Source organism: Asanoa sp. WMMD1127 (assembly GCF_029626225.1).
GTDB lineage: Bacteria > Actinomycetota > Actinomycetes > Mycobacteriales > Micromonosporaceae > Asanoa.
The window spans coordinates 2,059,674-2,073,351 of sequence record NZ_JARUBP010000001.1 but is presented as its reverse complement, the minus strand read 5'-3'; the positions used below and the strand labels follow the sequence as shown (position 1 = coordinate 2,073,351).

Annotated in this window: 10 protein-coding genes; all 10 read left to right on the top strand. The window is 71.4% G+C overall.

The window, feature by feature from the left end; all coding sequences use genetic code 11:
• Nucleotides 1–509 precede the first annotated feature (509 nt).
• The 10 genes from rpmH to O7635_RS09895 all read left to right on the top strand — a co-directional run bounded on the left by rpmH (nt 510) and on the right by O7635_RS09895 (nt 12,291).
• The gene (rpmH, locus tag O7635_RS09940) at nt 510–647 is read left to right on the top strand and encodes a 50S ribosomal protein L34 (RefSeq protein WP_203702036.1); all 138 of its coding nucleotides are present in this window, start codon (nt 510–512) and stop codon (nt 645–647) included.
• A 42-nt stretch (nt 648–689) separates the two neighbouring features.
• Complete coding sequence (gene rnpA, locus O7635_RS09935; protein ID WP_278080126.1) at nt 690–1,076, top strand: ribonuclease P protein component; 387 nt, start codon at nt 690–692, stop codon at nt 1,074–1,076.
• Nucleotides 1,073–1,381: a membrane protein insertion efficiency factor YidD gene (yidD, locus tag O7635_RS09930; RefSeq protein WP_278080125.1), complete on the top strand. Its 309-nt coding sequence runs from the start codon at nt 1,073–1,075 to the stop codon at nt 1,379–1,381. Before rnpA ends, yidD begins: the two co-directional genes overlap by 4 nt.
• A gap of 18 nt (nt 1,382–1,399) precedes the next feature.
• Nucleotides 1,400–2,545, top strand: a complete 1,146-nt coding sequence (gene yidC, locus O7635_RS09925) for a membrane protein insertase YidC (RefSeq protein ID WP_278085426.1) — start codon at nt 1,400–1,402, stop codon at nt 2,543–2,545.
• A gap of 118 nt (nt 2,546–2,663) precedes the next feature.
• A complete protein-coding gene (locus tag O7635_RS09920) occupies nt 2,664–3,317 on the top strand; it encodes a R3H domain-containing nucleic acid-binding protein (RefSeq protein ID WP_278080124.1) in 654 nt (217 codons plus the stop codon).
• A gap of 75 nt (nt 3,318–3,392) precedes the next feature.
• On the top strand, nt 3,393–4,121 hold the full coding sequence (gene rsmG / locus O7635_RS09915) for a 16S rRNA (guanine(527)-N(7))-methyltransferase RsmG (protein ID WP_278080123.1): 729 nt from the start codon (nt 3,393–3,395) through the stop codon (nt 4,119–4,121).
• A 3,144-nt stretch (nt 4,122–7,265) separates the two neighbouring features.
• Nucleotides 7,266–8,567 carry a ParA family protein gene (locus O7635_RS09910; protein ID WP_278085425.1) on the top strand — a complete coding sequence of 434 codons (1,302 nt, stop codon included), beginning with the start codon at nt 7,266–7,268 and terminating at the stop codon, nt 8,565–8,567.
• Nucleotides 8,564–9,682 carry a ParB/RepB/Spo0J family partition protein gene (locus O7635_RS09905; protein ID WP_278080122.1) on the top strand — a complete coding sequence of 373 codons (1,119 nt, stop codon included), beginning with the start codon at nt 8,564–8,566 and terminating at the stop codon, nt 9,680–9,682. The genes O7635_RS09910 and O7635_RS09905 overlap by 4 nt, the downstream gene beginning before the upstream one ends.
• 482 nt (nt 9,683–10,164) lie before the next feature.
• Nucleotides 10,165–11,175: a hypothetical protein gene (locus O7635_RS09900; protein WP_278080121.1), complete on the top strand. Its 1,011-nt coding sequence runs from the start codon at nt 10,165–10,167 to the stop codon at nt 11,173–11,175.
• Nucleotides 11,176–12,024: 849 nt separating this feature from the next.
• Nucleotides 12,025–12,291 (top strand): hypothetical protein, encoded by a 267-nt coding sequence (locus O7635_RS09895; protein ID WP_278080120.1) that lies wholly within the window; start codon nt 12,025–12,027, stop codon nt 12,289–12,291.
• Nucleotides 12,292–13,678 lie beyond the last annotated feature (1,387 nt).

Below are 13,678 nucleotides of genomic sequence, written 5' to 3'. Positions count from 1 at the left end.
AAGTTGTCCACAGCCTGTGTGCTGGCCGATCGTGGCGCCGTACCTGTACGAACTGACGAAACCGGAGTCAGCCGATCCGGCAGCGGTGTGGCTACACCGTGCCGAACGATTGACCACCTCGCCCGGTTTTGCCCCGTTTGGCAGCCGTGAGCCCCCCAGATCGCCGACCAGCAACCCGGCACGCTAACAGCGTTGTCCACACCCCTACAACCGTTGTCCACAGAACTGCCTTCTCGGTATACGCAAAAGGGGGCAGGTGCACGACGCGGCGTACCCGCCCGGGCCTGCGACGACGCGCCGTTTGCCGGTGTTTGACGGTGCTGGGCGGCGTGCGTAGGCTTGAGCGGCCGCTCCGTCGCCCTCTGGTAGGGTGGCGGATGCTTGCTGCGTAGTTGCGTTAGGCGTCTAACGCATCTTGAGCACGCTGACCGACGCGCCGAGGCGCGTCGCGCACTGAACCAGAAACCCGGCCCCCTTCGCGAGGGCCGCCCGACGACGGAGAGCCTGACGTGAGCAAGCGCACCTTCCAGCCGAACAACCGCCGGCGTGCCAAGACCCACGGCTTCCGGCTGCGCATGCGCACCCGCGCCGGCCGCGCGATCCTCTCCGCCCGCCGGGCCAAGGGCCGCAAGGAGCTGTCGGCCTGAGCCTTCGCCTCAGTCCGGCACCGGGATGGAAGTAGGGCAGCGATGCTGGCCGCCGCGCAGCGCCTCCGGCGCCGCGACGAGTTCACCACCGCGTTCCGTGCGGGCCGTCGAGCCGGCCGTGGCGCGGTGGTCGTGCACCTGAGCCTTCCCTCTCCAGCTGACCTCGACGAGCCGGCGTCCGCCGCACCAACGGCGCGCGCCGGCTTCGTCGTGTCCAAGGCCGTCGGTGGCGCCGTGGTCCGCAACCAGGTCAAGCGTCGCCTGCGTCACCTGACGCGGGAGCGCATCGGCACACTGCCGGCCGGAGCGACACTTGTCGTGCGGGCGCTGCCCGCCGCCGCCGACCGCTCGTACCAAGGGCTCGGCGTCGATCTCGACAAGGCGCTCGCCGCCGTCCGCGGCCCACGCAAGAGACGGGAGGGGTCATGAGTTCTCCCGAAACCATCAGCAACACGACACCCCCGGGCCTCTCCATCCCCGCCCGCGTGCTGGCTTTTTGCATCATCGCGTACCGTCGGTGGATAAGCCCGGCACTGCCGGCCCGCTGTCGGTTCTATCCGTCATGCAGCGCCTATGGCCTCGAGGCCGTGTCGCGGCACGGCGCGATCCGTGGAACCGGCCTGGCGGTCTGGCGGCTGCTGCGCTGCCACCCCTTCCACCCCGGTGGCTACGACCCGGTGCCGGAACCGGGCCGTCGTCGCCCCGCCAGCACGGCGGACCCCCTGGCCGAGTGACGGGAGCCCTTGGTGCACATCAGTCTCGACTGGATCTACTACGCGATTTCGTGGATCCTGCTGCGCTGGCACGGGGTGTGGGATGCCATCGGCGTGCCGGACCGGCCGGTGCTCGGCACCACCTGGTCCTGGATCCTGGCCATCTTCTTCCTGGTCGTCACGGTCCGGGTGATCCTGTTCCCGATCTTCGTCAAACAGATCAAGTCGCAACGCGCGATGCAGGCCCTGCAACCCAAGGTCAAGGAGCTGCAGGAGAAACACAAGGGTGACCGGGAAACGCTCCAGAAAGAGATCATGGAGCTGTACCGGTCGGAGAAGGCCAACCCCCTCATGGGCTGTCTGCCCATGTTCCTGCAGATTCCGGTCTTCCTCGGCCTGTTCCACGTGCTGAAACGGCTCAACCCGAACAACCAGGCCAAGGAGCTCTACGGCTGGACGGCCGCGCAGTTCGACAGCGCGTCGCACGCGACCCTGTTCACCGCGCCGATCTCCGGCCGGTTCGGCTCGAGCGCCGCTGAGCTGGCCCCGCTGTCCGCGAGCGTCGTGACTGTCAAGATCATTGCGGCAATCCTGGTCGTCATCATGATCTTGACCACCTACCTGACCAGCCGCCAGATGATCCTCAAGACCGGGTGGGCCGAGGACCCGCAGCAGCGGATGCTCCAACGCATCATGCTGTACGGCATCCCGGCGTCGCTGCTCATCTCCGGCGCGATCTTCCCGATCGGCGTGATCATCTACTGGGTCACGAACAACCTGTTCACCCTTGGGCAGCAGCAGTGGGTTCTGCGCAAGTTCCCGCCGCCGGCGATCAGCACGGCCGGCACGGTCAACCGCTACTCGGAGGCCGGCGAGAAGGCGCGGGCCGCCGCGGCCGCGCGCGAGTCCCAGGCGCAGCAGAAGTCCGGTGGACTGCTCAGCCGCCTCACCGACGCCGCCAAGTCGGCCGCCGCCCCCACGCCGGGCGCCGCCCCGAAGGCCGTCGGCAAGGGCGCGGCGGGTGGCTCGGCCCGCGCCGGTTCGGCCCGCCAGGGCGCGAAGTCGAACGGCAAGCAGCCCGAAGCGAAACCCACCGTCGACGGCAAGGCGCTCGCGCCCAAGCCCGGCGCGAAACCGGTCAACCCGAAGAAGGCCGGCGGCCGCCGCCCGGCGAAGCGCAAATGAGCGCGGCGGCCGGCGTCTCCTCCGCCGGCCGCGCCTCGCGACGACAGACGTGCCCGGCTCCTGGCCGGGCTGACCAGCGGACCCCGGGGGTCCGGCGAGAGACATACGGAGATGAACCGTGACCGACACCAGCATCCCCCGCACCGACGAGCCGTTCGACGAGGAGAACGACGAGGCCGCGGCGCGTGCGGACGAGGCCGCTGACGACGTTGACGAGGCGGATGGCTCTGCGGACGCCGACGGCGAGGCCGACGGCGACGCGGACGGAGAGGCCGCGGAGGCGGATGGCGCCGAGGCGAAGGAGACCAGCGACAACGACCTGTTCCGGCAGAGCGAGATCGCCGCGGACTACGTCGAGGGCTTGCTCGACATCCTCGACTACGACGGGGACATCGACGAGCTGGTGTCCGGTGGGCGGCCGGTGGTGGAGGTCGTCGGTGGCCGGCTGCAGCCGCTCGTCGGCCAGCGAGGCGCCACGCTGGAGGCGCTGCAGGAGCTGACCCGGCTGGCCGTCTTCCGCGAGACCGGCTCCCCGAGCCGCCTGCTGCTCGACGTGGGCGGCTATCGCGCCAACCGGCGCAAGGAGCTCGCCGCGGTGGCCAAGAACGCGGTCGAGAAGGTCAAGGAGTACGGCGAGGCCGTGCGCCTCGAGCCGATGTCGGCGTTCGAGCGCAAGTGCGTGCACGACGTGGTCAACGCGCTGGCCGGTGTGGAGAGCGAGTCCGAGGGCGTCGAGCCGCACCGCCGGATCGTCGTACGCCCGGCGGGCTGAGGGTTTCTTTCTGCTTGTTCGGCCCGGGCGGTTTGGTTGCCGTCCGGGCCGAATCGTGTCTGGAGTGTCGTTTCGGTGAGTGATCTGCCCCCGCCGCCTGCCGCGGCCGCCTCGGTGTTCGGGGCGCGGCTGCCGCTGGCTGAGTCCTATGCGTCGCTGCTGGCGACGGAGGGTGTGGTCCGTGGCCTGATCGGCCCGCGCGAGGCCCCGCGGATCTGGGACCGCCACCTGCTCAACTGCGCCGTGATGTCCGAATTGATCCCGTCCGGCGCTTCGGTGGTTGACGTGGGGTCTGGGGCGGGTTTGCCCGGTATCGTGCTTGCGGTGGCGCGTCCGGATCTCACCATGGTCCTGGTCGAGCCACTGGCACGACGGACTGCCTTCCTGGCGGAAGTGGTGACTCAGCTGGGCCTCGACGACGCTGTCTCGGTCGTCCGTGGCCGGGCGGAGGAGGTGCGGGACACCCTTGTCCCCGCCGACGTGGTCACCGCACGGGCGGTCGCGCCGCTCGACCGACTAGCCGGCTGGTGTCTCCCCCTCACCGCACCCGGCGGACGGCTGCTCGCCCTGAAGGGCGCGTCGGCCTCCGACGAGATCGCGGAACACCAGACCGAGATCGGTCGACTGGGTGGTGCCACGCCGGTCGTCCGGCACTGCGGGGTCGGCCTGGTCGACCCGCCGACGACCGTCGTGGAAGTCATCCGGGAGCGCGTCGTGCCGACACACCCCCGGCCCGCGGGCCGGGACCGCCGCCGTCCCACCTCGGACGGCGGTCGAGGGCGTGGGAGAACCCGGAGGGACTAAATGGGTCGGCGGGGACCAGCAGCTGGATTCGAATCCTCTTCCCCGCCATCTCCGGATGATGGCCCGCCCCGGCGGACGCCGCGCTCGCGGACCGGTGCGTCTGCGGCCGAGGGTGACGCGGCCCGGTCGGCTTCGCCGGGTGGCCGGGTTGGTGCGGCGGCTTCGGCTGATGATGTGCCGGCTGGTAGGTCTCGGGCTTCTTCCCCGAGCCGCCGGGTTGGTGCGGCGGCCTCGGTTGATGATGTGCCGGCTGGTAGGTCTCGGGGCTCTTCGTCGGGTGGCCGGGTTGGTGCGGTGGCTTCGGCTGATGATGTGCCGGCTGGTAGGTCTCGGGCTTCTTCCCCGAGCCGCCGGGTTGGTGCGGCGCCCCCGTCCGACGACGTCCCGGCTGGTAGGTCTCGGGGTTCTTCGCCGGGTGGCCGGGTTGGTGCGGTGGCTTCGGCTGATGGTGTGCCGGCTGGTAGGTCTCGGGCTTCTTCCCCGAGCCGCCGGGTTGGTGCGGCGGCCTCGGTTGATGATGTGCCGGCTGGTAGGTCTCGGGGCTCTTCGTCGGGTGGCCGGGTTGGTGTGGCGGCTTCGGTTGATGATGTGCCGGCTGGTAGGTCTCGGGCTTCTTCGTCGGGCCGCGGGGTTGGTGCGGTGGCTTCGGCTGATGATGTGCCGGCTGGTAGGTCTCGTGGTTCTTCGCCGAGCCGGCGGATCGGGGCGGCGGCCTCGGTTGATGATGTGCCGGGTCTCGAGGCGGCTTCCCAGCGGCGAGCCGAAGGCAGCCAGGCGCCGGATGCGGTGGATGCGCGCGACGCCGGCGGGCCCGGAACCCCGCCGGCGTCGAATCGTCGCCGTCGCTCTCCCTCGGCGGCCGCGCGCGGCTCCGCACCCCGGCAGGGCGCGGGCCGGTTGGCGCCGGCGAAGGCGAAGAAGGAGGCGTCCGCTCCTGCGTCGGCCCGGGAGGTGGTGGCAGAGGCCGCTCCCAAGGTCCCGAGGACCAGAAGCGGTGCTTCTGCTCCGGGTCGCCGTCAGACGGCGGTCAGCGAGAGTGTCGCGCAGCCGGCCGCAGCGGCGAAGAAGGGCTCTGCCGATGTCGTGGCGGAGTCAGCGCCGCAGGCGCGTGCGAATAGCCGCCGCAGTGGCGCGCGCGGCAGTCAGGCCGCTTCTCCCGATCGCTCTCCAATAACGCCAGCTGGCGCTGATGCTGCCAGCGCCGATGCCCGCCTCTCGGTTGATTTCCCCGACGCTGCGTACTCCCCTGCCGCCAAACAGGGCCGGCGTGTGCGGGCCGGCGCTGCTCGAAGCAGTGCAGGGCCGGAGGTGGGTGCTAGCGGTGCCGCATCGCCGGCACCCGAGTCCGGGCGGACACCCCGGCGCGAGACCGACCGCGCTGCCGCTGTCGGCCCCGGCGGACGCAAAGCCCGCCAGGTCCCGGCGGCGAAGCGTGGTGCTGGCCAACGCGGCAAGACGCCAGCGCTGACGTCAGAGACCGCAGCCACGGCACCGGCTGCGTCTGCTGGCTTGAGGACCGCAGGAAAGGTCGCGGGTGGTGCCGAGACCACCCCGCAGCAGGCAGCTGCACCTGACAAGCGCGGCGCCGTTGGCCAGCGCAGGGCGGCTGCAGCATCACAGTCCAGGTCCAAGCGTTTGGCGGGCGCCGCGCCTGGCGCCGAGGTCCCTGACGGAGAAGCTCGGCGTAGGTCGGCGGCTAAGGGTCATGTTGGGGCGCGGGTGTCCGGGCGGCGCGCTTCGAAGGCGTCTGTCGCAGCCGAGTCTGAAGTCTCGGGGCTCGCGGCGCCGCCCACGAACGTTGCCGAGGTCGCTGATGCGGGAGTTCGGCGCGGGCCATTGGCTTCGGGTCAGGGACCCGCGGATGCGTCCGAGCGACGCGGCTCGACCGGTGCCGCGGGGGTGCCTGAGCGGCGGGGTTCCAAGGCGGCGGTGGTAGCTGGGGCTGATGGCTCGGAGCAAGCGAAGCCGCATACGGACCTTGCGGAGGCCGCTGACGCGGGGACCCGGCGCCCGGCGTCGGCTTCGCGTCGGGGTGGCGCCGGAGTGCCCGGGCGGCGTGCTTCGAAGGCGTCGGTCGCAGCCGGGTCTGAAGCATCGTCGGCGCCTGATGGGGAAGTTGGCAAGGTCGCTGATGCGGGAGCTCGACGTGGGGCCTCGGCGTCGCGTCGGAAGGCCGCAGTGGTGCCTGAGCGGCGGGGTTCGACGGGCGCCGCAGGGGTGGCTGACCGGCGGGGTTCGAAGGCGGCGGTCGATGACTCGGAGCAAGCGGCGCCGCAGTTGGAGGTTGCGGACGCCGCTCCTCGGCAGGAGCCGGCCACAAAGGCGCGCAAAGCCGCGCGTAAGCCGAGGTCCGGCACAGATGTCGGCCCGGCTCGTTCTGAGGGCGAGTTGGGTGGAGCAGGTAAAAGCAGGGGATCGCGCGATTCGAGTCGAGGTTCTGCGGTGTCTGGTTCGGTTATGCGGGGCGGTGAGCCGGGCGGGGCCGACCGCCGGCACACAACGGGCGGGGCTGGTCGTAAGGCGGCTAACTACGTGGAACGGACTAGTGAAACTCACCAGGAAGAGCTGACGACCCGACCTTCGGTGGCGCGGCAGAAGTCGGCTCCACAGGAGAACCGGTCCGAGCAGCCGACGCCTGACATGCGGCGAGAGGTCAAGAATCAATCACCCGGCGACCCCGGCGTGCGGCCACCGCGGCCGAGCAACAAGGCGCCGCGGCCGGCGGCGGACGTCGAGGTCGACCAGGAGGATGCGGACGCGGTCGATCAGCGTACGAAGGCTGCTAATCGGCGTGGCAACGTGTCAGGTTCCCGTCGCGTACCGGTCGGTGGCACTGGTTGGCCGCCGGTGGCGACACCGCGACGGGGCGGCTACCTGCGCCTTGTTGACGGCTTCCTGGTGTTTGTCCCTCCACACTCGGGTATCGAAAGCACCGACGAGCCGAACAGCCGTGGCCTTGAACGGAGTTCGGCCGTAGGCTGGCCGCGCGGCAACAGCGCGGAGCGTGCGGCGGGAACTCACTCCCCTGCGCCGGCCGACCAGATGCGCACTGCCCCGGCTGAGCCGGCCGGAGCGATGTCGCCACACGCGATCACCTCGAGCTTTGGCGAAGCCGATACACCCCGAGCGGACAGGGACGACACCGTGCATGACAACGGCAACCACGACCCCGGCGCGACGATGCCTCATGTTTCACGTGAAACCGGGCCCGATGGTTGGTCCGTCGGCCGGCGCGCGCCCGTGCCGGACCCGAGGGTCGCAAGTGGACAGACGGAGGCGGTGACTGCCGCTGGAGATGGCCCCGGGACTGCGCCGCGAGTTCCTCTCGCCGTACCATTCTCTAGCCCGGAGGGTGGTGCTGGCACCGCCGTCCCGGGCCGGCCCGACGTGGCCGAGCGCCCCCCGGCTCCGGCCCCCCGTCCGCAGCCTGCCCCCAGCACGGATCGGGTCGATGTCGCCCCGCCCCGGCCTGCCCAGCCTCGGATCGACACGCCCACCGTGGCACCCGAGGTGACCCCGGAGGAAGCGGTGACCGACACCGACGCCTACGTTTCACGTGAAACACACTCGCGCGACGAGGACGATCCGCCGTTGGCGATGGAGGCGCTACGCGCTGTCCAGATCCTGAACCCGAGCGGCGAGGTGACCATGCCGCGCCCGGACCACACCAGGATCATGTGCGTCGCCAACCAGAAGGGCGGTGTGGGTAAGACCACCACCACCGTCAACCTGGCGGTCGCGCTGGCCCTGCACGGCAACCGCGTCCTGGTTGTCGACCTCGACCCGCAGGGGAACGCGTCGACCGGGCTCAACGTGCCGCACCACGCCGGCATCCCGGATGTGTACGACTGCCTGATCGACAACGTGCCGCTGTCCGACGTCGCCCAGGCGGTCGAGGGCATCCCGAACCTGTGGTGCGTACCCGCGACCATCGATCTTGCTGGTGCGGAGATCGAGCTAGTTTCCGTCGTCGCGCGTGAGTCGCGCCTGTCGCGGGCGATCGCCGCTCACCCGGCCACGTTCGACTACGTGTTTATCGACTGCCCGCCGTCGCTCGGGCTGCTGACCGTCAACGCGCTCGTCGCGGCGCAGGAGGTGCTGATCCCCATCCAGTGCGAGTACTACGCGCTGGAAGGGCTCAACCAGCTGATCAACAACATCAATCTGGTACGCCAGCACCTCAACCCGACGCTCGACGTTTCCACGATCCTGTTGACCATGTACGACCGCCGTACGCGCCTGGCCGATGCCGTCGAGCAGGACGTGCGGAACCACTTCGGCGACAAGGTGCTGCGCGCGGTCATCCCCCGCAACGTCCGGGTCTCCGAGGCACCGAGCTACGGCCAGTCGGTCATGACCTACGATCCGGGTTCGCGAGGCGCCACCAGCTACTTCGAGGCGGCCCAGGAGATCGCTGAGCGTGGCGTCAAGGGAGGCAAGGCATGAAGAACCGTCCGAGGGGCGGTCTTGGGCGCGGACTGGGAGCCCTGATCCCGACCGCTCCGGCACCCACGTCATCGGTCGCGGTCGCGCCGCCGCCGGCGGAGGCCGAGGCGCCCCCCGCGCCGCCCGCACCCAGCGCTCCACCGGCGCCCGCTCAGGTGTCGGCTCCCCCGGCCGAGGAGCCGGCGCCGGTCGTACCCGAGGAAGCTTCGGAGCCCGCGCCGGCGGCTGAGGCCGTTGTGCCGGCGGCAAGCGAACCCGAGCCGGAGCCGGAGCCGGATCTGGCGCCGGTGCCGGGGGCGCGGTTCGCTGAGCTTCCGGTTGACGCGATCGTGCCGAACGCGCGGCAGCCGCGGTCGGTTTTCGACGAGGAGGCGCTCGACGAGCTGAAGGTCTCGATCCAGGAGGTCGGTTTCCTGCAGCCGATCGTGGTGCGGGAGACCGAGGAAGGTGGGCGCTACGAGCTCGTCATGGGTGAGCGCCGGTGGCGGGCCGCGCAGGCGGTCGGCCGGACCACCATCCCGGCAATCGTGCGCGACACGCGTGACGACGCGATGCTGCGGGACGCGCTGCTGGAGAACATCCACCGGGCCAACCTGAACCCCCTGGAAGAGGCGGCCGCGTACCAGCAGCTGCTCGACGAGTTCGGCGCCACCCACGAGGAGTTGGCACGGCGGATCGGCCGGAGCCGACCCCAGATCTCCAACACCATTCGTTTGCTTAATCTGCCGGCGGTCGTACAGCGGCGGGTTGCGGCTGGCGTGCTGTCGGCCGGACATGCGCGTGCGCTGCTCGGTCTCGATGACGCGCAGGCGCAGGAGGAGCTCGCGCACCGGGTTGTCGCCGAGGGTCTGTCGGTACGGGCGACCGAGGAGCTCGTGACCCTCGCGCTCGCGGACGGCCCGGCCAAGCCGGCGTCCTCCGCGAAGCGTCGGGTCAAGGCGGTGGCGCCGGCGCTGGCGGACCTGGCTGACAAGTTGTCGGACCGCTTCGACACGCGGGTCAAGGTCGAGCTCGGCCGCAACAAGGGGAAGATATCGATCGAGTTTGCGACGGTCGACGACCTTGAGCGGATCGTCGGCATCATCGGGATGAATGAGGCTGCGTCCTCGGAGTGACTCTGACGCGAGGCCACTGACGGCCGCGAACCCTTCTCGGGTTCGCGGCCGTTTCACGTGAAACCTTGTCTGCGGTGAGCGAGACGATCAGGCGGTGTCGAAGGGTGGCTCGGCTTCAGCGTCGCCTTTCTGGGCGGCGCGCGGCCAGCCGAGGGTTCCGCAACGTCGGTGTTACTCCGGCCGGGCGCGCCTCCGTGAGGGTCCCCGGGCCTGGCCGCCCCACACCCTCGCTGAAACGATCGCGAATCGCTGCTGGCCGAAATCGGTCTGATCGCAACGGCGCGGGGGTGAAGTCGGGGCGCCTTGGCCACCTTGTGGGGCCCAGAAGTTTTACACAGGCGTTGTCCACAGGCACCCCTCCAAAAGAGCGAAACCCCGTGTCGGAGGCGTTATTGGCCTGTGGATGAACAAGTGGAGAGAGCCCTTCCACCGCCCGAAATGGGGAAGGACGGAGGCCCGCATCCTCCGATAGGGTCACCCTCGTGCCTCACTCCGCCGACTCGGTCCCCGCATACACCAAGTGGCCTTCGTTCCCGTTCGAGGGCGATCTGCGCGTCAAGCAACTCGCCGACCCGGTCGAAGCCGAGCCGCGCCGCAAAGGCGAAGACGCCGCCGACTGCGTCGCCTGCAACACCCCGGACGACGCGTACATCTGGGTGAGCGAACGCTGGCGCGTCCGCGCCATGGAGCGCCCGACGGGCCTGCCGATGGTGCTCATCCTCGAGGCCCGGTCGCACCTGGACCTCGGCGACCTCCCGAACCTCCTGGCCGCCGAACTCGGGGTGATGACGGTCCGCCTGGAGCGAGCAGTCCGCTCCCTCGACGGCGTTGCCCGGGTGCACGTGAACCGGTGGGGTGACAGCTCGGCGCACCTGCACATGTGGTTCCTGGCCCGGCCCTATGGTCAACTTCAGCTCCGCGGGACGTTCCTGTCGCTGTGGGACGACATCCTGCCGCCGATCGCTGAGTCGGTGTGGCGGGAGAACCTGGCCTTGGTAGCGGCGTGGCTCGCGGAGTTCGGCGGCACGCCGCTGGCCGAGCCGCCGCACATCGAGTGGCAGGCGCCGTCGAGCCTGACGCCCCAGTCGGCTCCGGCCGCGGTGGCCGCCGCGGCCGAGTCGGCGGCGGAGCCGCTGTCCGTCGCGATCGCCGAGGCGCCGGAGGGTGTCCCGGACGCGGACGGTACGCCGGCGGACGGTACGCCGGCGGACGGTACGCCAGCGGACGGGACGCAGGCGGCTGGGACGCAGGTGGCTGGGACGCAGGCGGCTGGGAGCGTTGCCCGGCCGGAGGGCGCAGTCGCCGTTGAGCCAGAGGCGGCGCCCGAGGGCGACGGGACGGAGGCTGACGGTCCGGCCACGGTGAAGGCGGTCGCCCCGGCTCCTCGGGGGGCCATGCCGGACGGGCCGAAGGCGGTTGCAGCGGTCGAGGCGCCGGAGCGTGCTCAAGGGCCGGTGGTGGTCGCGGGCTCGTCGCAGCCAAGCAAGTCATAGCAACTTGCGCGAAGAGCGCATCGGATCTCTGTGATCCGGTGCGCTCTTTGTTTCCCGTGAAACCGCCCCCGCTGGGATGGCGCTTAGGCCCTCGACCCGCGTAGTGCCGATGCGCTGGAGGCCGCCATGCCGAGCGGACCTAGGAGACGCCCGTCGTCTCGCTCCAGCGATGGGCTGCAGCGCGCCCTGCTGATCGCTGCGGTCACCGAGCTGCCCAAGCGGCACCACCCCGCGCTGCTCGGCTGGGGCCTGGTCGCGTTCGCCGTCCGCTGTGTGGTCGGGCACCCCGACCGCCACCAGCAGCCGCTCGACCGGCCCGGGCCGCGGCGCCAGGTCAGGTGCAGGAACACCTCGTCGAGCTGTGACCCATCTGGCCGGCGACAGCACGCTCGCCGCCCGCCGGCTGCCGCCTCACAGAACAACTCGGCCTCTATCTGATCGCGAGCTGCGCGGTCGACCGACTCTTCACGCACGCGGCCGATTCGGAGCCCCGCGAGTCCGGCGAACGGTGCGAGCTTCGGTCGGACGTAGGGCACCGCAGGGTTTCCCGTGAAACAGCCCTTGCGTCAGCCGTTACCCTCCGGCAAGCGGTAGTCGCCTTGTGGTTCCCCCCCGGCTGTCTCCGACGCTTCGGCGCCTAGAGCAGGAGTGTGGCGCGCAAGAGAGCTCGGCTAGATGGGCTCGATGTCGTGGCAGCGTTTCCCGTGAAACCGACGCGGGGGTCGCTTCCGATCGGGGCGGCGCTCGCGGTCTGCCAGCGGGGCGCCGGCACCTTCGACGTCGCGGTGGCGCGGCGCTCCCCCGCCGGCTTCGTGCGGCGAGCGATGATCAGATTGGGCGGGATGCGGCATGGCATGGGGCGTCCAGCGGAGATGTTGTACCTCCGAGGCACTCGACATTGGCTTGGGCGATCGGGCTGACAAGGCCAGCCCTTGCGGCAGCTCGCGGGCCGTCGCGGCGAGGGTGTCGGCGTTGTCCGCGAACAGCGGCGGCCGCATGCACCTGTTTCGCCTCGACCTGCTGGAGGTGGTCCACACGGGGTTGTCGCCGGCGATCGACACGCGCGCTCTGCGTGCCGCCGCCCTGTGCTCTGTCGGTGCGGACCGCATGCCGTGAGCTCCGCGTCCGTCGCCGCGTCTCTTCTCTGCCCGCGCCCTGCGCCCCCCGGTGCCGCACCGCTGCTCGGCCGCCGAGCCGTCCATGGCTCCGGATTCGCGCTCAACGGTCTGGTGCTCGTGCGCCGTCCGGGGCAGCGCCGGCGCGTTGGTCTCATGCCACTACCCACGCCCGCCACGGTCGCGAGTGAGGTCCGCGCACGGACCGCGCATGAGCGCGGGGGGTGGTGGGGGCCGGGCGGCGCGAGACGGTGCGGGCAGTGTGGGCCCCCGGGAACCGCGCATGAGCGCGAGGATGGTGCGGACCGGGCGGCGCGGGGCGCTGCGGGCGGTGTTGGCCGTTGGGGGTCCGCTGGATGCGGATCGGGCGCTGTGGGCGCAGGGCGGCGGCGGCGTGGGCTGCGGACGCGGACCCGTGCGCCTGGCGGCGGTGCGGGTCGGCGGACCACCGGACGTGAATCGGGCGCTGTGGGCGCCAGGCGCGTGCCGCTGACGCGCATCGCATAGGCGGGCGGGCGGTGCGGCCGCGCAGCGCGGGGAGTAGTGCGGGCCGCGCAGCGCGGGGAGTAGTGCGGGCCGGCGGCGCAGGAGTGGTGCGGGCCGCATGAGGGCGGGGCGGTGCGGCCGGGCAACGAGCCGGCTGCGTGCCAAGGGCTGGCGGGTGGGGGCCGGCTGGCTGTGGGGTCGGGCGGTCTGGGGCGCACGGCAGCGGCACGGGCTGCGGGCGCGGACCGCATGAGCGCGGGGCGACGCGGCCGCGCGGCGCGCGCTGCGGACGCGGTCCGCATGAGCGTCGGGCGGTGTGGCCGCGTGGTGTGGGTTGTGTGGCTGCGCGCCGAAGAGCTATTGGGTGAGACCGCTGGCGGTGAGGTCGTGCGCTGTGGGCGGGGGGCGGCGTGTAGGGGCTGCGGACGGACCGCATGAGCGCGCGGCGGTGCCGCCGCCGCGCGGCGCGCTGCGGACGCGGTCCGCATGAGCGTGGGGCGGTGTGGCCGCGTGGTGCGGATTGTGTGGCTGCGCCTCAAGAGCTATGGGTGAGACCGCTGCCGTGAGGTCGTGCGCCGGGCGGCGGGGGCGGCGTGTAGGGCTGCGGACGCGGCCCCATGAGCGGGGGCGGTAATACAGACTGCGCGGCGCCGGGCTACTGGGTGCGGGCCCGCTGGCTGTGAGGCTAGGGCTTGAGGGTCCGCAGCGGGCGCGGTGAGGGGACGCGAGCCGGGCGGGCGCGGGCGGAGTTGCGGGCTGCGGAGCGGGACGTTGGGAGGGATCGCTGGCTGGGGCCCCAGCTGGTGGGCCGCGAGGGCGCGGAGTGCCGGCCGAACGTGCGGGCCGCGCCCGGAGATGGACGCAGGCCAGCGGGCGCTAGTTCGTGTGCAGGGCCTGGCGAT

Coding starts and splice junctions, on each gene's coding strand:
- rnpA (WP_278080126.1), top strand. CDS start 690: ATGCTGGCCGCCGCGCAGCGCCTCCGGCGCCGCGACGAGTTCACCACC.
- yidD (WP_278080125.1), top strand. CDS start 1,073: ATGAGTTCTCCCGAAACCATCAGCAACACGACACCCCCGGGCCTCTCC.
- O7635_RS09905 (WP_278080122.1), top strand. CDS start 8,564: ATGAAGAACCGTCCGAGGGGCGGTCTTGGGCGCGGACTGGGAGCCCTG.
- O7635_RS09895 (WP_278080120.1), top strand. CDS start 12,025: ATGGCATGGGGCGTCCAGCGGAGATGTTGTACCTCCGAGGCACTCGAC.